The 25012-nt window shown below is 57.8% G+C and carries 20 protein-coding genes; all 20 read left to right on the top strand.

Annotated elements, in window-relative coordinates; all coding sequences use genetic code 11:
- The first annotated feature begins 189 nt into the window (after window positions 1-189).
- The 20 genes from leuC (at window position 190) to cobA (ending at window position 24999) form a co-directional block, all read left to right on the top strand.
- Window positions 190-1608: a 3-isopropylmalate dehydratase large subunit gene (gene leuC / locus FIV08_RS09075; RefSeq protein WP_152438084.1), complete on the top strand. Its 1419-nt coding sequence runs from the start codon at window positions 190-192 to the stop codon at window positions 1606-1608.
- Between the two features lie 17 nt (window positions 1609-1625).
- Window positions 1626-2273 (top strand): 3-isopropylmalate dehydratase small subunit, encoded by a 648-nt coding sequence (gene leuD / locus FIV08_RS09080; protein WP_058089707.1) that lies wholly within the window; start codon window positions 1626-1628, stop codon window positions 2271-2273.
- Window positions 2274-2290: 17 nt separating this feature from the next.
- Window positions 2291-3364: a 3-isopropylmalate dehydrogenase gene (leuB, locus tag FIV08_RS09085; RefSeq protein ID WP_152438085.1), complete on the top strand. Its 1074-nt coding sequence runs from the start codon at window positions 2291-2293 to the stop codon at window positions 3362-3364.
- Between the two features lie 126 nt (window positions 3365-3490).
- Complete coding sequence (gene asd, locus FIV08_RS09090; RefSeq protein ID WP_152438086.1) at window positions 3491-4606, top strand: aspartate-semialdehyde dehydrogenase; 1116 nt, start codon at window positions 3491-3493, stop codon at window positions 4604-4606.
- Window positions 4607-4919: 313 nt separating this feature from the next.
- Entirely contained in the window at window positions 4920-8000 is a 3081-nt protein-coding gene (locus FIV08_RS09095) for a FimV/HubP family polar landmark protein (RefSeq protein ID WP_152438087.1), read from the top strand.
- 88 nt (window positions 8001-8088) lie between these two features.
- Complete coding sequence (truA, locus tag FIV08_RS09100) at window positions 8089-8997, top strand: tRNA pseudouridine(38-40) synthase TruA (RefSeq protein ID WP_058089711.1); 909 nt, start codon at window positions 8089-8091, stop codon at window positions 8995-8997.
- Entirely contained in the window at window positions 8994-9623 is a 630-nt protein-coding gene (locus FIV08_RS09105; protein ID WP_152438088.1) for a phosphoribosylanthranilate isomerase, read from the top strand. Before truA ends, FIV08_RS09105 begins: the two co-directional genes overlap by 4 nt.
- Window positions 9616-10824 (top strand): tryptophan synthase subunit beta, encoded by a 1209-nt coding sequence (gene trpB, locus FIV08_RS09110; protein ID WP_197463805.1) that lies wholly within the window; start codon window positions 9616-9618, stop codon window positions 10822-10824. Before FIV08_RS09105 ends, trpB begins: the two co-directional genes overlap by 8 nt.
- Before the next feature lie 17 nt (window positions 10825-10841).
- Window positions 10842-11654, top strand: coding sequence for a tryptophan synthase subunit alpha (gene trpA / locus FIV08_RS09115; protein WP_072677375.1), 813 nt, complete (start codon window positions 10842-10844; stop codon window positions 11652-11654).
- Between the two features lie 38 nt (window positions 11655-11692).
- Window positions 11693-12622 carry an acetyl-CoA carboxylase, carboxyltransferase subunit beta gene (accD, locus tag FIV08_RS09120; protein ID WP_106695698.1) on the top strand — a complete coding sequence of 310 codons (930 nt, stop codon included), beginning with the start codon at window positions 11693-11695 and terminating at the stop codon, window positions 12620-12622.
- Complete coding sequence (gene folC / locus FIV08_RS09125; protein ID WP_152438089.1) at window positions 12603-13901, top strand: bifunctional tetrahydrofolate synthase/dihydrofolate synthase; 1299 nt, start codon at window positions 12603-12605, stop codon at window positions 13899-13901. Before accD ends, folC begins: the two co-directional genes overlap by 20 nt.
- A 92-nt stretch (window positions 13902-13993) precedes the next feature.
- Window positions 13994-14674 (top strand): SPOR domain-containing protein, encoded by a 681-nt coding sequence (locus FIV08_RS09130; RefSeq protein ID WP_152438090.1) that lies wholly within the window; start codon window positions 13994-13996, stop codon window positions 14672-14674.
- 92 nt (window positions 14675-14766) lie between these two features.
- A complete protein-coding gene (locus FIV08_RS09135; protein ID WP_152438091.1) occupies window positions 14767-15336 on the top strand; it encodes a CvpA family protein in 570 nt (189 codons plus the stop codon).
- A 34-nt stretch (window positions 15337-15370) separates the two neighbouring features.
- Window positions 15371-16894, top strand: coding sequence for an amidophosphoribosyltransferase (gene purF, locus FIV08_RS09140; protein WP_058089719.1), 1524 nt, complete (start codon window positions 15371-15373; stop codon window positions 16892-16894).
- Window positions 16895-16923: 29 nt separating this feature from the next.
- Window positions 16924-18147, top strand: coding sequence for an O-succinylhomoserine sulfhydrylase (locus tag FIV08_RS09145; RefSeq protein WP_152438092.1), 1224 nt, complete (start codon window positions 16924-16926; stop codon window positions 18145-18147).
- Between the two features lie 23 nt (window positions 18148-18170).
- Entirely contained in the window at window positions 18171-20756 is a 2586-nt protein-coding gene (locus tag FIV08_RS09150) for a DNA translocase FtsK (protein ID WP_152438093.1), read from the top strand.
- 13 nt (window positions 20757-20769) lie between these two features.
- On the top strand, window positions 20770-21423 hold the full coding sequence (gene lolA, locus FIV08_RS09155; protein WP_152438094.1) for an outer membrane lipoprotein chaperone LolA: 654 nt from the start codon (window positions 20770-20772) through the stop codon (window positions 21421-21423).
- A complete protein-coding gene (locus FIV08_RS09160) occupies window positions 21423-22757 on the top strand; it encodes a replication-associated recombination protein A (RefSeq protein ID WP_152438095.1) in 1335 nt (444 codons plus the stop codon). Before lolA ends, FIV08_RS09160 begins: the two co-directional genes overlap by 1 nt.
- A gap of 119 nt (window positions 22758-22876) precedes the next feature.
- Window positions 22877-24151 carry a serine--tRNA ligase gene (serS, locus tag FIV08_RS09165; protein WP_058089724.1) on the top strand — a complete coding sequence of 425 codons (1275 nt, stop codon included), beginning with the start codon at window positions 22877-22879 and terminating at the stop codon, window positions 24149-24151.
- Complete coding sequence (cobA, locus tag FIV08_RS09170) at window positions 24148-24999, top strand: uroporphyrinogen-III C-methyltransferase (RefSeq protein ID WP_152438096.1); 852 nt, start codon at window positions 24148-24150, stop codon at window positions 24997-24999. The genes serS and cobA overlap by 4 nt, the downstream gene beginning before the upstream one ends.
- The last annotated feature ends 13 nt before the right edge of the window (window positions 25000-25012 follow it).

Consider the following 25012-nt stretch of genomic DNA (forward strand, 5'->3'; position numbering starts at 1 on the left):
GCCCAGTTGTGCCTGACACCAAACTTGGGGAATTCGTTCGAGCCAAGAACCGACCATGCTTAATCTTAATGGTATGCCTCTCGGGAATGCAACGAATGAAAAACATGAGTTGAGGTTATTCTGGGCGAGAGAGTAAAATAGGCGAACTGAGAGCATAAACAGAAACCCCCAGAGAGTGAGAGAGCAACCATGGCGGGCAAGACTTTATACGACAAGTTGTGGGACGACCATTTGGTCAAGCAGCGGGATGACGGTTCCGCGTTGATCTACATCGACCGGCAGTTGCTGCACGAAGTGACATCTCCCCAGGCATTTGAAGGCCTGCGTCTGGCCAGTCGCAAGCCCTGGCGGATTGATGCCAACATCGCCACGCCGGATCATAACGTGCCGACTACCGATCGTGCCAAAGGTATCGACGGGATTGTTGACCCGGTGTCACGCACCCAGGTGGAGACTCTGGACAAGAACTGCGACGAGTTCGGAATTCTGGAATTCAAGATCAAAGACCAGCGCCAGGGCATCGTGCACGTGATCGGGCCGGAGCAGGGGGCAACCTTGCCGGGTATGAGCATTGTCTGTGGTGATTCCCACACCTCAACCCACGGCGCCTTTGGCTGTCTGGCCCATGGTATTGGAACGTCTGAAGTTGAGCATGTACTGGCTACCCAGTGCCTGGTTCAGAAAAAGATGAAGAACATGCTGGTGAAGGTGAACGGCAAGCTTGGCGCGGGTGTGACCGGCAAGGATGTGGTTCTGGCTATCATCGGCAAGATCGGCACCGCAGGTGGCACCGGTTACGCCATCGAGTTCGGTGGTGAGGCGATTCGTGGCCTGAGCATGGAAGGCCGGATGACCATCTGCAACATGGCCATCGAAGGCGGTGCCCGTGTGGGGATGGTGGCGGTGGATGACATCACTATTGACTACGTGAAAGGCCGTCCGTTCTCGCCAAAAGGCGAAACCTGGGACAAGGCGGTTGAGTACTGGCGTACCCTGCACAGCGATGACGATGCGGTATTCGATAAGGTAGTTGAGCTGGACGGTTCCGCGATCAAGCCGCAAGTAAGCTGGGGTACGTCTCCGGAGATGGTGACCGGTGTTGATGGCAGCGTGCCGGACCCTGCGAAGGAAGAAGACCCGATCAAGCGTGAAGGCATTGTTCGTGCGCTTAAATACATGGGGCTGCAGCCGAACCAGAAGATTACCGACATCCAGCTGGACCGGGTGTTTATCGGTTCCTGTACCAACAGCCGCATTGAAGACTTGCGCGAAGCTGCGGCCGTAGTGAAAGGCCGCAAGGTGGCCGCCAGTCTGAAGCAGGCGATGGTGGTGCCGGGTTCTGGTCTGGTGAAAGCCCAGGCAGAGCAGGAAGGTCTGGATAAGATCTTCATCGAGGCGGGCCTGGAATGGCGTGATCCCGGTTGTTCCATGTGTCTGGCCATGAACGCCGACAAATTGGGGCAGGGCGAGCATTGTGCGTCCACGTCCAATCGGAACTTTGAGGGCCGTCAGGGCTTTGGTGGGCGTACCCACCTGGTGAGCCCGGCGATGGCGGCGGCAGCAGCCGTGTCTGGCCATTTTGTTGATGTTCGTGAGTTGCTGAACTGATCCACAGGAGAGAGACCATGCGCGCATTTACGCAACACCAAGGTATTGTTGCCCCCATGGACCGGTCCAATGTGGATACGGACATGATCATTCCCAAGCAGTTTCTGAAGTCGATCAAGCGCACGGGCTTTGGCCCGAACCTGTTTGATGAGCTGCGGTATCTGGATGAAGGCAAGCCGGATCAGGACTGTTCCAATCGCCCCGTGAACCCGGATTTCGTTCTGAACCAGGATCGATACAAAAGCGCCAGTGTGCTGTTGGCTCGCAGGAACTTCGGTTGCGGTTCCAGTCGGGAGCATGCCCCGTGGGCGCTGGATGATTTCGGCTTCCGGGTGATTATTGCCCCGAGCTTTGCCGATATTTTCTACAATAACTGCTTTAAGAATGGCCTGTTACCCATTGTTCTGGATGAAGAAATAGTTGATAAGCTGTTTCAGGAGACCGAGGCTAACGAAGGTTATGAATTAACGGTGGACCTGGAAGCTCAGACAGTAACGACCCCCTCTGGTGAGTCTTACAGTTTTGATGTCGATAATTTCCGTCGTCACTGTCTGCTCAATGGGCTCGATGATATCGGTGTGACCCTTGAAGACGCCGATGCCATTCGCGCCTACGAAGATGCTCGCCGCCAGACTGCCCCCTGGTTGTTTAACGCTGGAAACTGATAAACAAGGATTCTGATATGTCCCGTAATGTGTTGCTTCTGCCTGGTGACGGCATTGGTCCGGAAATCGTCGCTGAAGCGGAGAAGGTTCTGAACAAGGTTAATGACCAGTTCAATCTTGGCCTGGCCTTTGACAAGGCCCTGGTGGGTGGTGCGGCTATCGATGCCACGGACTCACCGTTGCCGGACGAAACCCTGGAAAAAGCGCGCAATGCCGACGCCATTCTGCTGGGTGCCGTCGGTGGCCCCCAGTGGGACAGCCTGCCGATGGCCAAGCGCCCGGAGAAGGGGCTGCTGGGTCTGCGTTCGAACCTGCAGCTGTTTGCCAACCTGCGCCCAGCCATTCTGTACCCGCAACTGGCGTCTGCGTCTTCCCTGAAGCCGGAAGTGGTTTCTGGCCTGGATATCCTGATCGTGCGCGAGCTGACCGGCGGTATCTATTTTGGACAGCCCCGCGGTGTGCGCGAGCTGGAGAATGGTGAGCGCCAGGGCTACAACACCTATCAGTACACTGAGTCTGAGATTCGCCGAATCGGCCGCGTCGCCTTTGAAGCGGCCCAGCAACGCGGCAAGAAGCTGTGCTCTGTCGACAAGGCAAACGTACTGGAAGTGACCGTGCTGTGGCGCGAGATCATGGAAGACCTGAAGCGTGAATACCCGGATGTCGAGTTGTCCCATATGTACGTGGACAACGCCGCCATGCAGCTGGTTCGGGCTCCCAAGCAATTCGATGTGATTGTGACTGGCAACATGTTTGGTGATATTCTTTCTGACGAAGCGGCTATGCTCACCGGCTCCATCGGCATGTTGCCGTCGGCGTCGCTGAACTCTGAAAAGCAGGGCATGTACGAGCCTTGCCACGGTTCGGCGCCGGATATTGCCGGGCAGGGCATTGCCAACCCGTTGGCCACCATCATCAGTGCAGCCATGATGCTGCGTTACAGCCTGAATGAGGAAAAAGCCGCAGAAGCGATTGAAGCGGCGGTCAGCAAGGTACTGGATCAGGGGCTGCGCACCGCAGACATCATGTCAGACGGTGGTAAGAAGGTTTCAACCCGGGAAATGGGTGAAGCTGTTCTCAATGCGCTTTGAGTCAGCCCTGATTCGCTAAACCGAGACCCGACAGTGGCGCGATGCTGCCACTGCGGGATCATCCATCCTGTCCCTGCCAGCGATAACGGTAGCGGGCGGGCATAATGTGAGGTTCAAAGGTCGCACATGAAGCGAGTTGGACTTGTAGGTTGGCGTGGCATGGTAGGCTCAGTCCTCATGCAGCGCATGCGTGAAGAAAACGATTTTGCCGACATCGATCCGGTGTTTTTTACCACTTCCCAGGCGGGCAAGCCGGCCCCGGACGTAGGCAAAGAAGGCGTTCCGCCACTCCAGGATGCCTTTGATATCGACGTCCTGAAAGGCATGGACGTAATCCTGACCTGTCAGGGCGGTGATTACACCTCAGCGGTGTACCAGAAGCTGCGCGATGCAGGTTGGAACGGCTACTGGATTGACGCGGCATCGTCCCTGCGGATGGTGGATCACTCCGTCATTGTGCTGGATCCGGTTAATCGCAACGTGATCGATGCCGCCCTGGATAAGGGCGTAAAAGATTATATTGGCGGTAACTGCACCGTGAGCCTGATGATGCTGGCCCTGGGTGGTCTGCTGGAGCAGGATCTTATTGAGTGGGTCTCTCCAATGACCTATCAGGCGGCTTCCGGTTCCGGTGCCCAGAACATGCGGGAACTGCTGAGCCAGATGGGTGCGTTGAACGACAGCGTCAAGTCAGAGCTTGCTGACCCCTCGTCGGCGATCCTGGAAATCGACCGCAAGGTAACCGATACCATGCGTTCCGGTGATTTCCCCACCGAGCACTTCGGCGTGCCCTTGGCGGGCAGCCTGATTCCGTTTATCGACAAGCAGCTCGATAACGGCATGAGCAAGGAAGAGTGGAAGGCGGGCGTTGAGACCAACAAGATTCTTGGCCGCAGCGACAATCCGATTCCTATCGACGGCATCTGTGTTCGTATTGGCGCTATGCGCTCTCACAGCCAGGCGCTGACTATCAAGCTCAAGAAAGACCTGTCGGTTGCGGAAATCGAGGGTATCCTTGCCAAGGCCAACGACTGGGTGAAAGTCATCCCGAATGATCGTGATGCCACCATGCAGGAACTCACGCCGGCGAAAGTGACCGGCACCCTGAGTATCCCCATCGGGCGGATTCGCAAATTGTCCATGGGGCCGGAATACATTTCTGCGTTTACCGTGGGTGACCAGTTGCTGTGGGGGGCCGCTGAGCCTCTGCGCCGCATGCTGCGGATTCTGCAGGAACGTTAAATAGTGTTACACAGTGGTAATTAATGCCAACTGTGTCCGGTTTTTCGTATGCCGGAGTGGGGCGGAGGCTGATTTCAGCGTCCGCCCCTGTTATTTTCAGGGCTGTTAAGGAGTTCCGCCCGATTGGTAAAAAAACGGTGCAAGGATTGCGGCTGATTGATTGATAAAAGAGGCTTTATCAACAATACTTGCCAAACTGAACGGTATAATTGCGATATAACAACGAGAACTAAAAAGACGGAAGTCATCCAACCTCGTCCGATTCTGTTGAGATACAGCAGTAAAGAATAACGGAGACTGGAAAGGAAAAAGCATGAAGGTACGCAAGCTTGCGGTTGCCATGGCGCTGGCGGGAGGGCTCGGTTCCGGTGTCGCTCAGGCGTTGGGGCTGGGGGAAATTGAACTGCAGTCCTGGCTGAATGAGCCCCTGGATGCGGAAATATCACTCCGTGAAAGTCGTGGGGTGGATCCCGGTGATGTATTTGTAAATGTTGCGCCGGAAGCCGCTTATCAGCGGATTGGCATTGATCGCCACCAGTTTCTGAGCAGGCTGAGGTTTGAGGTGGTTACCGTTTCCGACGGCAGTCTCGTTGTTAACGTCTCTTCCCGGGAGCCGCTCCGGGAACCTTACCTGAATTTTCTGTTGGAGCTGACCTGGCCTAATGGCCGACTGATGCGGGAATATTCGGTACTGGTAGATCCACCAGTGTATGCCGAAGATTCCGGTGTTCAGGAGCAGGTGAGTGCGCCTTCGGCAGCGCCAGCAAGTCCAAGGCAGGCAGCGCCCCGTAGCCAGGAGTCTGTGCGTCGCCAGGCCCAGGCCGAGAGTTCACTTGCTCGGGGCTATCAGGCTGACACGTTCGGCCCGACCGGTCCATCAGACACGCTCTGGACTATCGCCCAGCGTGTCCGCCCGGACAGCTCTGTGTCTATGCAGCAGGTTATGCTGGCCCTTCAGGACCAGAACCCCAATGCCTTTATGGGCGGCAACATCAATCGGTTGAAGCGTGGTGAGGTGCTGAGAGTTCCAACCATGGAACAGATCCGCAGCCGGAGCCAGGCAGAAGCTAACCGCGTTGTTGCACAGCAAAACGAGGCGTTCCAGTCTCGTACCGTCGACGCCACCCGTACCGCAGAGGCTGAATCCGCTCCGGCGCCTACCCAGGCGGGCGCAGCCGGTGACGAATTGCGCTTGCTGGTAGCGGATGGCGAATCTCGCGATGTTACCGAGGGTGGCTCCGCTGGCGGTGATGGCGATTTGCCGGGCGGCAGCGACGTGGGCTCAGCGGTAGCGATGGAAGAGCTGGAAGCCACGCGTCGCGAAAACGAAGAATTGAACAGTCGCCTGGCTGATCTTCAGGATCAGGTTTCCACCCTGCAGCGTCTGTTAGAGCTCAAGAACAGCCAGCTTGCAGATTTGCAGGGTATGACGGCTGAAGAGGCAGCGGCGGCGGATCAACTCCCGGACGACGAGGCCGAAGCGCCGACCGGAGAACTGGCGGCAGTTGATGGTGCTGATGACGTCGCCGAGGACGATTCAGAAGTACTCGAAGATATGCCCGCAGCTGAGGGTAGCGAGCAGGCCGTATCGGATGAGCTGACAGACGACAGTGGCGTAGATGGCGCCGGTGAGGAAGTCGCTACTACCGAATCCGCGCAACCCGCCGACGAAGCGGCAGAGCAGGAAGCCGATGAGGTAGACGTGGCCGCCGCTCCGGCAGCGGAGCAGCCCCGCGAACAGCCTCGCCAGCCAGCGCCGGTTGCCCCTCCCGCCGTGGAGAAGGGTTTCCCCGGTAATGTGATTGACGCCATTTCAAACAATCCGATGTACCAGATTGCCCTGGGTGGCGGCCTGGTTCTGCTCTTGCTGTTGCTTCTGCTGGTTGCACGCCGGAACGCCAATCGTGAAAAGGCATTCTACGACCAACTCAACAGCGAGGACGGTAGCGAAAGCGATTCGTTTGATCTGAGCCTGGAAGACGAAGCTGTTGATCAGCAGGAAGGCGCTGACGCCCTGGCCGAAGCCGACACCTACATTGCCTATGGTCGTCATGATCAGGCAGCACAGGTACTTGAAACCGCCATTTCCCGGGAGCCGAGCCGCACTGATCTCCGGTTGAAGCTGCTTGGGGTATACGCGGACAGCCAGGATCGTGATTCGTTCGAGAAACAGTACGGGGAAATTGAGGCCCTGGAAGACGAAGCCGCTATTGAGCAGGCAACCGTTCTTCGCGAGCGTCTTGAAGAAGCCGAGTCTATGCCAAGCATCGACGACCTTGAGTCGCAACTGCGGTCTGATTCCTTCAGTACTTCGGTGGCGACAGAGGAAGAGCCTGGTCAGGAAGACGAGTTACCGTCTGATGATGATTGGCATCTGTCCGATGACCTGAAAGCAGACGAGTTTGAGGCCAGTCCCGAGCCTGAGCAGGAGAACGAGTTCGGAGAGCTGGAATCGGACGTCGAGAAGGAGGGTGATTCTCCCGACGATCTGATTGAATACGACCTTTCCGGTCTTGAGGTATCTGAAAAAGACGAATCCGCCGTCGACACTTCCGAAGAGCAGGATTTCTCTTCTCTCGAAATGGATCTTGAAGACTCGGGCGAGGCCAAAGCCGACGAAGAGGATCTGAGTTTCGATTTCGAGTCCGCACTTGAAGACGAAGCCACCGAAGAGCCGGCGGTTGAGACAGCGGAAGAGGATACTCTGGATTTCGGACTGGAAGAGGAGTCTGATAAAGCAGAACAGGTTGGAGATGCGGAAACCGTTGAGGATGAATTGTCGGGCGACGTGGATGCCCTGGATGAGTCCTTCCTGGACGAGCTTGATGCCGAACTGGACAAGGTTGCTGAGGAAGAAGGCGAGCCGGAAGGGCTGGACCTTGACGAGTCTACGCTGGACGACCTGGAACTTGATGTGTCTGACGAGGATCTCGCCCTGATGGAAGAGTTCTCTGAGTCTGACGAGCAGCCCGCAGGTCCGGAACAGGAAGCGGCATCCCTGGATGAAGAGCTTGGTCTGGAAGACGCGTTCAGCAGCGAAGAGCCGGCTGACTCAGAACCAACAAGTGAGCAGGCTCAGGAAGGTGAGCCTGAGGCCACTGAGCAGGAGGCTGATGCCATGGATGACGATCTGGTTCCGCTGGCGTCCGAATCGCTGGATGGCAAGCAGGAGCAGAGTTCCGCGCTTGATATCGATGAGGAGTCATTGGGCGAGGACGATGATTTCGATTTCCTTGCCGGGACTGACGAAGCGGCGACCAAACTCGATCTGGCCCGGGCCTACATCGAGATGGGGGACAGCGACGGAGCCCGTGATATCCTGGAAGAGGTCGCTCTGGAAGGAAACGACGAGCAGAAGGCGGAAGCGCAGGAGCTCCTTAAAAATCTTTCCTGATCCGTTATAATCTCGTGATATCGGTAACAGCGCCGGCCATAAGGCCGGCGCTTTGTTTTTCAGTGAACTCTTTTCGACGGACCAATCCTTGTTTCTCAATTCTCAGCCTTTGACCACAGATAATGCGATCGGAAACGGTCGGGTAGCCATTGCGTTTGAATACGATGGTCGCGGGTTTCATGGCTGGCAACTCCAGAAAAGCGGTGTCCGGTCAGTGGAGAGCGAGCTGGCCAGGGCCGTGTCCAGAGTTGCTGATCACCCGGTTGACCTGGTGTGCGCGGGGCGTACGGATGCCCGCGTTCATGCCAGCTTTCAGGTGGCTCATTTTGATACTCCCTCGGTGAGGAATCTCCGCTCCTGGGTCATGGGCATGAATACCGCCTTGCCGGATGATATTTCCGTGCACTGGGCGGGCAATGGTGTGGCAGATTTTCATGCACGGTTCTCGGCGGTTTATCGGCGCTACCGGTATGTTATTCTGAATCGTCCGGTAAGGCCCGGGATTCAGCGGGGGCAGGTGAGCTGGACCTTTCGGCCGCTTGACGTTGCCAGTATGCACAGGGCGGCTCAGGTGCTTGTCGGTGAACACGACTTCAGTTCGTTCCGGGCAGCCGGTTGTCAGTCCAGAACGCCAGTTCGCTATCTGGAGCGGATTTCGGTAACCCGAAAGGGCGACTATGTCGTAATAGATGTTCAGGCCAACGCTTTTCTGCACCATATGGTGCGCAACATTGCTGGCGCCTTGATGGCCGTGGGGGCAGGCAAACAGCCTGAACCATGGGTTGGTGAGGTGTTGGCCAGCAAAGATCGCAAGTTGGCGGGTGTGACCGCACCACCGGACGGACTCTATCTTGTGGATGTTGGCTACCCGGATCAGTACGGAATACCGAGGGCTCTGTGCGGCCCCGGTTTCGTAAGTCCCTGGTTCACCGACGGTGAGAACGGACCTATTGAGCCAACGCACATTCACCCCAAACAACCGGTGTCAGAAACATGACCACCCGTGTGAAAGTTTGCGGCTTGACCCGGCCGGAAGATATTGACGTCGCGGTAAGGTGCGGCGCAGACGCCATCGGTCTGGTTTTCTATGAGCCGAGCCCACGCTCGGTTACGGTTGAGCACGCCAGGGCGCTGGCGGATCGAATACCTGCCTTCGTCACGCTGACCGGTTTGTTTGTGAATCCGGATGCCCGGTTTGTCGAGAGTGTGCTGGATCAGGTCCCGCTGGATCTGTTGCAGTTCCACGGCGATGAATCCCCGGACTTCTGTGCCAGCTTCGGACGCCGCTGGATCAAAGCGGTCAGGGTTCGCGAAGAGGGTCAGATAGAGAAGGCCTTTGATGACTATCGCAAGGCCTCCGGCCTTCTGGTCGATGCCTGGGATCCGAATCGTTATGGGGGAACCGGGCAGTCCTTCAACTGGGCATTGATTCCTGAACACCGGCCGTTACCCCTGATATTGGCCGGTGGGTTGTCTTCTGCTAACGTAGCCCGCGCCATTGAAGAAGTCAGGCCCTGGGCTGTCGACGTAAGCGGAGGGGTGGAGCAGAGCAAGGGCAAGAAAGACGCCACCAAACTATCCGATTTTATGAAAGAGGTTCACCGTGTCTGTAAAACTGACTGAAGAGATGTTGAAGGCGCTTCCGGATGCGAAAGGTCACTTCGGTGCCTTCGGTGGCCGGTTTGTTTCCGAAACCCTGATGGACTCGTTGATGACGCTGGAGAAAGAGTATCTCCGGCTGAAAGATGATGCCGAATTCCAGGCCACTTTCGATAAAGACCTGGCGGACTATGTGGGGCGTCCCAGCCCATTGTATTTTGCCGAGCGACTGACGCGGGAAACCGGTGGTGCCCAGATCTGGCTGAAGCGTGAAGACCTCAACCATACCGGTGCTCACAAGGTGAACAACACCATTGGCCAGGCGCTTCTGGCCAGTTTCCTGGGCAAGAAACGAATTATTGCTGAAACCGGGGCCGGACAGCATGGTGTGGCAACCGCAACGGTGTGCGCGCGGCTTGGGCTTGAGTGCCATGTGTTCATGGGGGCGGAAGACGTCAAGCGTCAGTCCCTCAACGTCTACCGGATGAAGCTACTCGGGGCCACCGTGCATGCGGTCCAGAGCGGCACCAAAACCCTGAAAGATGCCATGAACGACGCCATGCGTGACTGGGTGGCCAATGTTGATGAAACCTTCTATATCATCGGTACCGTGGCTGGCCCGCATCCCTATCCACTGCTGGTTCGCGATTTCCAGTCGGTGATTGGTCGGGAAACCCGTCGCCAGGCCCTTGAGCAGGCCGGTAAACTGCCGGATGCGCTGGTAGCCTGTGTTGGTGGCGGCTCCAATGCCATCGGCATGTTCTATCCGTTCCTGTCTGATGAGAATGTTGAGCTTTACGGTGTTGAAGCAGGCGGCCTGGGTATCGAAACCGGTCAGCATGCCGCACCTCTGTGTGCCGGGCGCCCGGGGGTTCTTCACGGAAACCGTACGTACCTGATGGAAGACGAAAACGGCCAGATCGCAGCAACCCATTCGGTCAGCGCTGGCCTGGATTATCCGGGAGTAGGCCCAGAGCACTCCTGGTTGAAAGACATCGGTCGCGCCAATTATGTCTCGGTCACCGATGACGAAGCGCTGGACGGTTTCCGTAAGCTGACCCGTGTTGAGGGTATTATGCCGGCGCTGGAAACCGCCCATGCGGTTGCCTACGCGCTTAAGCTGGCAGCAACCATGGACAAGGACAAGATGATCGTGATCAATGTCTCCGGCCGTGGCGACAAGGATATTCACACCATTGCCCAGTTGGATGGCATTGAGATCTGAAGGTATCAGGAGCAGGCATGAGCCGAATTGAAGGCGTACTGAAATCATTGAAAGAGCAGGGTCGAAAGGCGCTGATACCGTATATCACCGCCGGTGACCCAGAGCCGGGGCAGACGGTCAGTCTGATGCACACCCTGGTGGATGCTGGCTCAGACATCATTGAGTTGGGCGTGCCGTTTTCCGATCCCATGGCGGACGGGCCTGTTATCCAGCTTGCCTGTGAGCGAGCCCTGGTGCACGGCACGTCCCTGCGCCAGGTAATCGGAATGGTCAAGGAATTCCGGAAGACCAACACCACCACACCGGTGGTACTGATGGGGTATCTGAACCCGATGGAAGCCATGGGTTACGAGGCGTTTGCGGATGCTGCGGCCGATGCGGGTGTAGACGGTATCCTCACCGTTGACCTGCCACCGGAAGAGGCCGAAGACGTCGCTCCATTGTTTTCCGCCCGTAACATGGACCCAATCTTCCTGCTGGCGCCCACCACCACGGATGAGCGCATCAAGGCAATCAGCGAACACTCATCCGGTTATGTGTACTATGTTTCAATCAAGGGCGTGACTGGGTCGGCAACCATCAATGTTGATGAAGTGGCGAAAAAAGTGGCCCATGTGCACGAACTGACGGCGCTGCCGGTCGGTGTCGGATTCGGAATCCGGGATGCGGAGACAGCGGCTGCCGTTGGCAAAGTATCCGATGGTGTAATTGTCGGAAGCGTGCTGGTCGATACAATAGCCCGACACCAGACAGATCCCGAAGCCCTGGCCAAGGCGCTGACGGATCTGTTGCACCCGATGCGTGAAGCCCTGGATAGTCTGGCATCCTGAGGGGCCGGCTTCCAGGCATCAAAGGACAGGATGAAAGCATGAGTAACTGGCTGGATAAGATCATGCCGAGCAAGATTCGCTCGGAATCGCGGCAACGTACCGGGGTGCCGGAAGGGCTGTGGAAGAAGTGCCCCAAGTGCGGGGCGTTTTTATACAAGCCTGAACTCGAGAAAAACCTGGACGTCTGCCCGAAGTGTAACCACCACCTGCGTGTGTCTGCCCGGCGCCGGCTGGACATCTTCCTCGACAAGGACGGCCGCGAAGAAATAGCCGCAGAACTGGAGCCTTCTGATCGGCTCAAGTTCAAGGACAGCAAGCGCTACAAGGACCGGCTTTCAGCAGCCCAGAAAGCAACCGGCGAAAAAGACGCCCTGGTCGCTATGAAGGGTTCAACGATGGGCGTTCCCCTGGTGGCTTGTGCTTTCGAGTTCAACTTCCTGGGCGGTTCCATGGGCCAGGTGGTTGGTGAGAAATTCGTACAGGCGGCCAATGTTTCCCTTGAGCACCGTATTCCCCTGGTCTGCTTTTCTGCCAGCGGTGGCGCCCGTATGCAGGAGGCCATTCTGTCGTTGATGCAGATGGCAAAGACCGCTGCAGTGCTGGAGAAGCTCAAGCAGGAAGGCATTCCCTACATTTCGATCATGACCGATCCGGTGTTCGGCGGTGTGTCTGCCAGCCTCGCGATGCTGGGCGACCTCAATATAGCCGAGCCTTATGCGCTGATCGGTTTTGCGGGCCCCCGGGTGATCGAGCAGACCGTCCGCGAGAAACTGCCGGAAGGTTTCCAGCGCAGTGAATTCCTGCTGGAACACGGTGCTATCGATATGATTCTGCACCGGCACCAGATGCGCGAGCGGGTAGCCCACGTTCTTGCCAAGTTCACCGGCCAGGAAAAGCCAGGCACGGAAGATCCCATCGAGTTCGAGATCACGGAAAAACCCGACACAGATGAACCCTCCCAGCACTGACGCAAGGCCCGTACCGGTCCCTCCCGGGGCCGGTGCGTCTGTTGAAAAGTGGCTTCAGTATCTGGAAGCCATTCATCCCACCGAAATTGACCTTGGCCTGGATCGGGTTCTGGTGGTTTTGCGCCGCCTGTTTCCGCGAAAGCCAGCAGCGCGAATCATCACTGTAGCGGGCACCAACGGCAAAGGCACGACCGTGGCGGCCCTGGAGTCGCTTTTGCGGGCCGCCGGGCGAACCACCGGAGCTTATACTTCTCCCCATCTTCAGCGTTATAACGAGCGGGTGCGGATTAACGGTCAGGATATCAGCGATGCCGCGTTGATATCCGCCTTCGAACAAGTGGAGGCGGCACGGGGTAAGGTTTCCCTGACCTACTTTGAATTCGGAACCCTGGCAGCCTTCGTGGCGCTCGCCGACGCGGGTGTCGAAGACTGGATTCTGGAGGTCGGCCTTGGTGGACGTCTGGATGCCGTTAATGTGCTGGACGCTGACTTCGCGGTGATCACCTCTATTGATATCGACCATATCGGATTTCTGGGCGATAACCGGGAAGTGATCGGCTTCGAAAAGGCCGGTGTTCTGCGGCCCGGGATTACTGCGGTCTGTGCAGATCCGGAGCCTCCCGCCTCTGTGCTTCAGCAGGCCGCCGCGCAGAAGGTCAATCTTAAGGTGACCGGGCGTGATTACCGGCTCAGGCCGGTTGGCGATTCCGTTGAGCTGACGATCGAGGGGCTCAGTATAACCCTGCCGGCCGGCCCGCTACCTGTCGAAAGTGTTGCGGCAGCGGTGGTGTTGGCGCGGGTGTTGGCGCCAACCATGACTGTCAGCCTGTTAGCGGATACAGCCAGGTCTGTAACGGTGCCGGGGCGTTTTGAGCGGTTGAGAACAAGGCCGGATGTGATCGTGGATGTTGGTCACAATCCCCATGCCGCACGCTGGTTGGCTCAGCGGCTTGAGTTGCAGCGGTCAGGGCAGGGCAAGGTGTTCGGTGTTTATGCCGCTCTGGCGGATAAAGACGTGGAGGGGGTAATGCGGGCCATGGCGCCAGTTGTCGAACGCTGGTGGTTCGCCGGTCTCGATGTGCCGCGCGGGCTGGAGGTGCAGACTCTGGTGGAGCGGGCGCGGGCTTGCGGAATTGCCGGTTGCACGACGTCTGAGTCTGTGGCTGATGCCATGGCTTCGGTACTGGCGGAGGCCGGCGAGAACGACACTATCGTGGTATTCGGTTCGTTCTACACCGTTGCGGAGGCCCGGGCCCGACTTGCCGGCGAAGTCTCTTAAACTTTGTCCATGGCAGGCGCCGGAGCTTTGTGTTAACGGCACTCGGCGGTTAGTATCAATACCAAACTGTTAGGTTAAGGGAGCCCTTTCTCGTGAACGGATTGAAACAAAGAATCATTGGTGCGCTGGTTCTGGTCTCCCTGGCTGTGATTTTTGTGCCGATGATATTTGACGAGCCCCATTCCGAGCGCCAGTCCCGGCCTGTCACCATCCCCGAGGAGCCGCCGTTCCCTGAAGTGGACGTTCCCCCGGAGCCGGCCCTTGGCGGCAGCGACTACGGCATGAATTCAGCGCCTCAGGACACTCCCGCTACGGAATCAGCTCCCGGTTATCGACTGATTGAAGGCGTTGAGGAGCCTGCGCCAGAATCGTCCAGCGCCCGCGTGCCCGCGGCCCAGGTAGCAGAGCCGGTTACCCGCACGACGGATAGCCCTGCAGCCAGCTCAGAACCTCAGCCACAGGTTTCGCAATCCTCTGAGCCTGCAACTTCTGCCAGCTCGGCGGTGGAATCCGCTGAGTTCACCCGGTCACTTGAAGGTGCCTGGGTTGTCCAGCTTGGCAGCTTTGGTAATGCCGACAATGCCCGCCGGCTGCGCGACAATGTTCGCGACATGGGGTACGGCGCCCACCTACAGCAAGTGGAGCGCGGCGACACCACGTTGACCCGGGTGTTCAGCGGGCCGTTTGTCAACAAGTCCGAGGCCGAGGCCGCCAAGAAAGCCTTGGATGATGCCTTCTCACTGAACAGCCTGGTTACCTCCGGCGGAAAGTGACCCGGTGACTTGCAATTTATGAGCCTCAGGCGGTTTGGTGACGCCCGGTTTCCTGTTAGAATTCGCGCTTCCTTTTCTCCATCGGGTTTTTCATGGACGCGCTGATCTGGATTGACTGGGTCATCATTGCTCTGATTGCTGTTTCCACGCTGATCAGTCTGAAGCGGGGCTTTGTTCGCGAAGCCCTGTCGCTGGTGACCTGGGTTGCGGCATTCATCATTGCCCGCACGTTCCATCCTCAGATGCAGTCATTGCTTGAATCCACCGTGGAAACACCACTGGTGCGTTTGATTGCGGCCTTTGCAATTCTGTTTTTCGGCACCCTGATTGTGGGCGCTATTATCAATAATATGATTGGTCATCTGGTGCGGGCGACCGGATTGTCAGCCACCGACCGCGTTCTCGGCATGGGGTTCGGGTTGCTGCGGGGTGTGGTGGTGGTCATTGTCGGTATCGCGTTTACCCGCTACACACCGCTTGCCGAAGATACCTGGTGGAGAACGTCAGTGATGATCGACCGTCTGGCGGTGGTCGAAGACTGGTCCCGCCGAACCCTGGGTGATGAATTTGCCCGGTTCCTGGGCCCCGAAGCAGGGGCCGGGTACAGCACCGAATCCTCAACAGAGCAGGAAGGCGTGGAACCCACGCCTGCATCCCGTTAACATTCAGATTTAACACTCGGAGAGTTCCCCAGCCATGTGCGGCATTGTCGGTATTGTCAGTACTTCAAACGTCAACCAGCTTCTTTACGATGCACTGACTGTTCTTCAGCACCGTGGCCAGGATGCGGCGGGTATTGTGACTTTTCAGGATAACCGGTTTTTTCTGCGCAAGGACAATGGCCTGGTCCGGGACGTATTCCATACCCGGCATATGCGCAGGCTGGTAGGCAATGTGGGGATCGGTCACGTCCGTTACCCCACCGCTGGCAGTTCAAGCTCTGCCGAGGCCCAGCCGTTTTACGTGAACAGCCCCTATGGCATTACTCTGGCACACAACGGCAACCTGACCAATGCCGATGACCTGAGCAGCGATTTGTTCCGCACCGATCTGCGCCACATCAACACCAATTCCGATTCCGAAGTGTTGCTCAACGTATTTGCCCATGAGCTGCAGAAGCTTGGGAAACTGAACCCGACCAAAGACGAGATCTTTGCCGCCGTCCGCGCCGTGCACAAGCGGTGCCGGGGTGCCTATGCTGTTATCGCGATGATTACCGGCTACGGCATTGTCGGTTTCCGCGACCCCAATGGCATTCGCCCGGCCTGTTACGGTGTGCGGGAAAGCGACGATGGCCAGAAAGAATATATGATCGCCTCGGAGAGCGTGGCTCTGAACGCCGCCGGCTTCGAGATCGTTCGGGATATCGCACCGGGTGAAGCGGTTTACATCGAAACAGACGGTACCCTCTATACCGAGCAATGTGCGGAATCCCCCAAGCTGTATCCATGCATCTTCGAGCACGTCTATTTTGCTCGTCCCGACTCCATCATGGACCGGGTGTCGGTATACAAGGCACGCCTGCGCATGGGCGAAACCCTGGCAGACAAGGTGCTCAGGGAGCGGCCGGACCATGACATTGATGTGGTGATCCCGATTCCGGACACCAGCCGGACGTCGGCCATGCAGATGGCCTATCAGTTGGGCGTCAAATACCGGGAAGGCTTTATCAAGAACCGCTATATCGGGCGGACGTTCATCATGCCCGGCCAGAAAATGCGGAAGAAGTCGGTGCGCCAGAAGCTCAATCCCATAGACCTGGAGTTCCGCGGCAAGAACGTCATGCTGGTTGATGATTCCATCGTCCGGGGAACCACCTGTAAGGAGATCGTTCAGATGGCCCGTGACGCCGGTGCCCGGAACGTCTACTTCGCCTCGGCAGCGCCGCCTGTGCGTTATCCCAACGTATACGGCATTGATATGCCCTCGGCCAGTGAGCTGATTGCCCACGACCGTTCGGTGGAGGAGGTTCGGGAGCAGATCGGTGCTGACTGGCTGGTATACCAGGACCTGGAAGACCTGATTACCTGCGTCAACGATGTCAACGACGATATCGATGGTTGGGAGTGCTCGGTGTTTACCGGTGATTACGTAACCGGTGACGTAGACGAGGCCTACCTGCGCCGGCTCGAGGACCTGCGTAAAGACGAGAAGCGTCCCGGTGGGCAGATCATCGATGGTGATAATGCCATTATCGACCTCCATAATGACGAAGACTGAACCCCTAACGCCCGTGCCAGGAGAACACTATGACAATCGGCCGTGAAGAACATCTCTGGATTCCTGAATCGGATCTGGACGGTATGTCAGTGGATACCCTGGCAGTGAGGGCAGGGCAGGTCCGGACCGGTCAGCTGGAGCACAGCGACGCCATCTTTCCGACCTCCAGTTTCGTCTATGGCAGTGCAGCCCAGGCGGCAGCCCGTTTTGGTGGTGAGGAGCCCGGCAACATCTATTCCCGCTTTACCAATCCAACCGTTCAGGGTTTTGAGGCCCGCATCGCTGCCATGGAAGGTGGAGAAAAGGCCGTTGCCACTGCCTCGGGCATGGCGGCCATCCTGAGTACCTGTATGGCGTTGCTGCAGTCCGGGGATCACGTTATCTGTTCCCGTGGCGTGTTTGGCACCACCAACGTGTTGTTCCAGAAGTATATGGCGCGTTTCGGGGTTGAGACCACGTTCGTTAGCCTGACGGATGCAGACGGCTGGGAGGCAGCAGTCCGGCCGGAAACCCGGATGCTGTTTATTGAAACGCCATCCAACCCGCTTTGTGAAATCGCTGACATGGACGCATTGTCGGCGCTGGCCAGGGCCAACGATGCCCTGTTTGTGGTGGATAACTGTTTCTGCACGCCGGTATTGCAGCGACCCCTGGAACAGGGGGCGGATCTGGTGATCCATTCAGCCACAAAGTACCTGGATGGCCAGGGCCGCTGTGTTGGCGGAGTGGTGGTAGGGCCTGCCAGGTATCTGGATGAGATCTACGGGTTCCTGCGATCTGCCGGGCCCACCATGAGCCCGTTCAATGCCTGGGTGTTCCAGAAGGGGCTGGAAACCTTACCGATTCGTATGCGAGCCCACTGCAACAATGCGTTAGAGTTGGCGAACTGGCTCGAACGCCAGCCAAGCGTGGAAAGAGTGTTCTACGCGGGTCTTGAAAGCCATCCCCAGCATCAGCTGGCGAAGAAGCAACAGGACGGGTTTGGCGGAATTGTGTCGTTTCTGGTCAAAGGGGGCAGAGAAGAAGCCTGGCGCTTTATTGATGCCACCCGAATGATTTCAATCACAGCGAATCTGGGTGATGTGAAAACCACCATTACCCACCCGGCGACGACAACCCATGGCCGGTTATCTCCCGAGGATAAAGACAAGGCGGGCATCACCGAGAATCTGATCCGGTTGTCTGTTGGCATTGAAGCCATTGATGACCTGAAAACCGATCTGACACGGGGTTTTCAGGCGCTGAAAGACTAAACTCACTGACGGTTTGAGCATTCATGGCGGAATCCGCTAAAGCGAAACAAGCAGCATCGACGGAACTGACAGAAAAACAACAGCGCTTTCGCCGCCTGATGGCCCAAGGGGCCAGAGAGGGTGCGGTTATCGGCATGATTGTGCTGTGCATCTATCTGGCGATGGCGCTGTTTACCTTCAGTGCGTCTGACCCCGGGTGGGCGAGTATCGGCCACGATACTCGCGTGGATAACGCCGCCGGGCGCTCCGGCGCCTGGCTCGCAAGCCTGCTGGTGGACTTCTTCGGGCAGGTTTCCTGGCTGTTCCCGGTGATGATTGCCGGTTATGCCGTCATGCTGATCCGTCGCAGGCATGAGTCACTGGACCTCCATTGGCCACTGTTCATGGTTCGCTTTGGCGGGTTTCTGCTGATTCTGTTGTCGGCCACCAGCCTGCTTTCCCTTTATTCGGTATTTGGCCTTGGTGCCTCCTCCGGTGGTGTACTGGGCACGGCGGTTTCAGAAGCCATGGTGCGCTTCTTCAATCTGCCAGCCACCACGCTGTTGCTGATCGCGATCTTCCTGTTCGCCCTGACCGTGACCGTCGGCCTGTCCTGGTTCCGCTTGATGGACCATGTTGGTGGGTTGACGCTCAGAACCGGACGTTGGCTTCAGTTGCTGTTCAAGGGCAGCGAGCGCAAGGTCAAAAGCCCTGGTGTGCCTCCTGCTGCCCGCCCTGAGCCAGAGCCTCCGGTTATCAAGGACCGGGTGGCGCAGACCAATCCGGTAGCAGAGAAAGCACCTCAGAAAGGCTCCTGGTGGCGCCGTTTATTCCGCCGCAAACCAAAAGCGGCCGATAAGGGTACACAGAAGGATAGAAGCAAAGCTCGTAAGGAACCGGCGATTGACGGGCTTCCTGAAATTGAACCAGAACCCGCAAGACTGGAAAGTTTCAGCTCGGGGGATCGGGATGAAACGCCTCGCAAGGCGGCCGCGCCCCAGCAGCCCAAGCCCGCGAACCGGGCACTGAAAATTGCCCCGTTCAAGAAGGATGATCAGGGGCCTGCCGACAAGAAAGCCAACAGCAAGCAGGGCTCTTTGCTGGAAGACATTGAGAGCCTGATTCCGCCCATTTCCTTGCTGGACCCGCCTGAGGAACATAAAGAAAAGGGTTACTCGGAAGAATCACTGGAGCACATGTCGCGCCTGCTCGAAGAGAAGCTGGCGGATTTCGGTGTCACGGTAGAGGTGGTCGAGGTCAATCCTGGCCCGGTTATCACCCGATTCGAGATCAAGCCCGCCGCCGGGGTGAAAGTCAGCAAGATTTCCAACCTGGCCAAGGATCTCGCCCGTTCATTGGCGGTGTTGAGTGTACGGGTGGTGGAAGTCATACCCGGAAAGTCCGTGGTGGGCATCGAGATTCCCAATGAGGAGCGGGAAATCGTTCGTCTGAGCGAAGTTCTTGGGGCCCGGGTGTTTACCGAGTCGTCATCGCCGCTGACACTGGCACTGGGTAACGATATTGGCGGTAATCCGATGGTGGCCAATCTGGCCAAGATGCCGCACCTGCTGGTGGCCGGTACGACCGGTTCGGGTAAATCGGTCGGGGTTAACGCCATGCTGCTGAGCATGCTGCTCAAAGCCAGTCCCGATGAAGTGCGCTTTATCATGGTGGACCCGAAGATGCTGGAACTGAGCATCTACGACGGCATCCCGCACCTGCTGGCACCGGTTGTGACGGACATGAAAGAAGCCGCCAATGCACTGCGCTGGTGTGTGGCGGAGATGGAGCGGCGCTACCGTTTGATGGCCAGCCTGGGCGTGCGCAACATCGCCGGCTACAACAAAAAGGTGAAGGACGCCAGGGCTGAGGGCGAGCCGTTACTGGACCCTCTCTGGAAACCGGATGAATACCTGGCTAACGACGAACAGGAGCGGCCAGAACTGGAAACCCTGCCGTTCATCGTTGTCGTAATCGACGAATTCGCTGACATGATGATGATTGTCGGCAAAAAGGTGGAAGAGCTGATCGCCCGCATTGCCCAGAAGGCCCGTGCCGCCGGTATCCATCTGATTCTTGCTACCCAGCGGCCATCCGTGGATGTGATCACAGGCCTGATCAAGGCCAATATCCCGACCCGGATGTCGTTCCAGGTGTCGTCCAAGATCGACTCCCGTACCGTGCTTGATCAGGGTGGCGCCGAACAGCTGCTGGGCCACGGCGACATGCTATACCTGCCGCCGGGTTCTGGCCTGCCGGTTCGGGTACACGGAGCCTTCGTTGACGATGACGAAGTACACCGGGTGGTCAGCGCCTGGAAAGCCCGGGGTGAACCGGAATACGTGGATGATGTGCTTAACGGCGCCGAAGGTGAGCACCTGCCGGGCGTGCCAACCCTCAGCGAAGGCGGTGCCGGCGGTGGTGACGAAGGAGACGCGCTGTTCGACGAAGCGGTGGCCTTTGTGACCGAGAACCGACGGGTGTCGATCTCCTCCGTTCAACGTAAATTCAAGATCGGCTACAACCGTGCTGCGAACCTGGTAGACGCCATGGAAGCCTCGGGAGTGGTCAGTCCGGCGGGTCATAATGGTGCCAGGGAAGTTCTGGCGCCGCCGCCCCCAAGAGACTAGGAGCAGCACACTTATGATCAGATCTGTCTACACGATGATAGCGACGCTGTGCATGATGGCCGTTGTGGCAACGGCCTCTGCGGAACAGGGCAACAGCTCTCGCGATGCCGCTGAAGAACTGGCCTCTATGTTGCGCAGTTACCAAACCTACCAGGCCGATTTCATCCAGATTGTGGTCAATGAAAATGGCAACCGGGTTCAGGAAACCCGTGGGTCTCTGAAGGCCAAGCGACCGGGTCTGTTCTACTGGGAAACCGGTGCGCCTTTATCCCAGTTTATTGTCAGTGACGGCGACACGGTGGAGGTTTACGACCCGGATCTGGAACAGGTCACCATCCACACCCTGGATGATCGGGTGCAGACAACACCGGCGCTGCTTCTGAGTGGCGAAGTGGATAATCTTGAGGAAACCTACGATGTGAGTGAGCGCCGGATGGGTGACAATACCCGCGAGTTCACACTGGTTCCGAGGGGCGCCGATTCCCTGTTTACATCCTTGCGCTTGAGCTTCTACAACGGTGAACTTCAGGAAATGAGAATGGAAGATTCGCTGTCTCAACTGAGTATTCTCAGCTTTGACCGGATAACACTGAATCAGGAACTGGACAACAGTGCGTTCCGCCTGGAATACCCCGAGGAGGTGGATATTATTCGGGACGGTGCCTGATGCAGGACAACCTGTTTGAGCCCGAGGCCGGATTCCAGCCCCTGGCGGCGCGAATGCGGCCGGCCAACCTGGACGAATACGTTGGCCAGTCTCATCTGGTCGGCCCCGGAAAACCGCTCAGGCGCGCCGTAGAGCAGGGCCAACTGCATTCGATGATTCTCTGGGGGCCACCCGGAGTGGGTAAAACCACCTTTGCCCGGCTGTTGGCCAATGTGGGTGACTTGTCCTATGAAACGCTCTCTGCCGTGCTCAGCGGCGTCAAGGATATCCGGGATGTGGTCGAGCGGGCCCGCAACCGCAAGCAGTCCCAGGGCAGGGACACGCTGCTGTTCGTTGACGAGGTGCACCGGTTCAACAAAAGCCAACAGGATGCCTTTCTCCCTCATATTGAAGATGGCACGTTCATTTTTGTGGGTGCCACCACGGAAAACCCCTCTTTCGAACTGAACAGCGCGCTCTTGTCGCGGACCCGCGTATATGTGCTCAAAAACCTGGACAAGCCGGACATCCTTGAACTCCTGAATCGAGCATTGGTTTCGCCAGCGGGCTTCGGCGGCACCCTTCAGGTGCCAGCCGGGGTGCTGGATAACATGGCCGAAGCCTCTGGAGGCGATGCCCGGCGTGCTCTGAACATTCTCGAGGTGGCCGCTGACCTGGCCGAGCCGGATGACAACGGGCAGAACGCCATCACCGCCCAGACACTGGAACAGGTACTGCAAACCAGCCTGCGCCGGTTCGACAAAGGCGGCGACGTGTTCTATGACCAGATCTCCGCGTTGCACAAATCCGTGCGGGGCTCCAGCCCCGATGGTTCCCTGTACTGGCTTTGCCGTATGCTGGACGGTGGCTGTGACCCCCTGTATGTGGCGCGGCGCCTGGTGCGGATCGCCAGCGAAGACATCGGCAACGCCGACCCCCGTGCCCTGCAAATTACCATGCAGGCCTGGGATGCCCAGGAGCGGTTGGGATCACCGGAAGGGGAGCTGGCGCTGGCTCAGGCTGTCACCTACCTGGCGCTGGCACCAAAGAGTAATGCCGTGTACAAGGCGTTCAACGAGTGCATGGCGGACATCCGAAAGGATCCCGATTACGAAGTGCCGGTGCACTTGCGTAATGCTCCTACCAAGCTGATGAAAAGCCTGGGCCACGGTGATGAATATCGCTACGCCCATGACGAACCGGACGCTTACGCGGCCGGAGAGTCTTACCTGCCTGAAGCTATCCACCAACGCCGTTACTATCAGCCTGTCATGCGTGGGCTGGAGATCAAACTGGCTGAAAAGCGCCAGCGTCTGGATGATCTCGATGCCCGAAGCGGCAAAAAGCGTTATTGATGTAACGCTCATGCCGCAAATTACCTGGCCTTCGCCCGGGGATGGTGGTCAGCAGAACCACGGCAGGTATAATGCCGTGATATCCATACTATTCGTTAACCGGAAAATTCAGGAAGATCATGCTCGATCCGAAACGTGTCCGTTCACAGACTGAAGAAATTGCCCGTCGGCTGGCTATCAAAAACTTCGAGTTTGACGTTGCCACCTTCGAACGCCTTGAGGAACGCCGTCGAGCCATTCAGGTTCGTGCGGAAACGCTGCAGAGCGAGCAGAACAAACGGTCGAAATCCATTGGTAAGGCCAAAGCGGCGGGTGAAGACATCAAACCGCTGCTGGAAGAGGTGGACAATCTCAAGCAGCAGAAGGCCGAGGCTGAGGAGGAGTTGCGCTCAGTACAGGAATCCCTGAACGCGTTTTTTGCCGGTATTCCCAATCTGCCGGACGAAGACGTACCGCCGGGAGCGAACGAAGACGACAACGTGGAGACCCGTGTTTGGGGCACGCCGCGTCACTTTGATTTCGAGCCCAGGGACCACGTTGCCCTGGGCGAACAGCTCAAGGGTCTGGACTTCGAGAAGGCCACCCAGCTGGCCCATTCCCGCTTTGCCGTCATGCGTGGTCAACTGGCGAAGCTGCATCGGGCACTGGCTCAGTTCATGCTCGACCTGCACACAGAAGAGCATGGCTATACCGAAGCCTATGTGCCGTACCTGGTCAATGCCAACGCGCTGTTCGGTACCGGCCAGCTACCCAAGTTTGAAGAGGATCTGTTTCGTACCGCCGGTGACAACCCTCTGTACCTGATCCCGACGGCCGAAGTACCGGCGACCAACCTGGTGGCCGACAGTATTCTGGAAGCCAGCGAAATGCCACTGCGGATGGTTTGCCATACCCCCTGTTTCCGCAGCGAAGCGGGCTCCTACGGGCGGGATGTGCGTGGCATGATCCGGCAGCATCAGTTCGACAAGGTTGAACTGGTGCATGTTGTGCGCCCCGAGGACTCCACCGAGGCGCTTGAGCAGCTCACTGGCCATGCCGAGAAGGTGCTGCAGTTGCTGGAGCTGCCGTATCGGGTGGTTACCCTGTGTGGCGGCGACATGGGCTTCTCCGCAGCGAAGACCTACGATCTGGAAGTGTGGCTGCCCGGGCAGGGTAAATACCGGGAAATTTCATCCTGCTCCAACACCCGTGATTTTCAGGCACGGCGTATGCAAGCACGTTGGCGCAACCCGGAAACCGGAAAGCCCGAGCCTGTTCATACCCTGAACGGATCGGGTCTGGCCGTTGGCCGTGCGATGATCGCGGTGATGGAGAACTACCAGCAGGAGGACGGCAGTATTCTGGTTCCGGACGTTCTCAAACCCTATATGAAAGGCATTGATCGGATCCAATGAGCGAACCATTCACGGATGCACCAGAAAGGGGCGTCAAGGCAGGGCCTGCACCAGTTCGGTACAGGCCCAACCCGGTAACCGAAAACCCGAATAATTCTGCGGGCGAGGTCGCCCTGGTGGGCGCCGGCCCGGGTGATCCTGAACTTCTGACCCTCAAGGCCTGGCGCCTGATCCAGTCGGCCGACGTTATTCTCTACGATCGGCTGGTTTCTCCGGAAATACTCTCCCTGATCCCCGATAACGTTGAGATGGTTCATGTCGGCAAGCAGCGCTCAAATCACACGTTGCCGCAGGATCAGATCAACCAGCGCTTGGTGGAGCTGGCCCGGGAGGGCCGCAAAGTGGTGCGCCTCAAGGGTGGTGACCCGTTCATCTTCGGCCGCGGCGGCGAAGAGATTGAAACGCTGGCAGCTGCCGGTGTTCGCTTTCAGGTGGTTCCCGGCATAACCGCAGCGTCCGGCTGTGCGGCCTATGCGGGCATTCCGCTGACTCACCGGGACCACGCCCAGTCGGTGCGCTTTATTACCGGGCATTTGAAAAACGATACCTGCGATTTGCCCTGGTCAGACTTTGTGCAGAATAATCAGACACTGGTGTTCTACATGGGGTTAGTCGGTTTGCCGATTATCTGCCAGCAATTGATTGGCCATGGCATGACACCAGACATGCCGGTGGCGCTGGTGTCCAAGGGCACAACGGCCGACCAGAAAGTCGTGGTGGGTACGCTCAGTGATATTGTTGGAAAGGTCGAGAACAGTGGTGTCCAGGCCCCCACTCTGGTGATTATCGGTCACGTGGTCGGGCTCAGAAGTCGCCTGGACTGGCGGGGAGCTGTAGCGAGCGCCTGAGGGTGGAGAAGCA

This window comes from Marinobacter sp. THAF197a (assembly GCF_009363275.1).
Lineage (GTDB): Bacteria > Pseudomonadota > Gammaproteobacteria > Pseudomonadales > Oleiphilaceae > Marinobacter.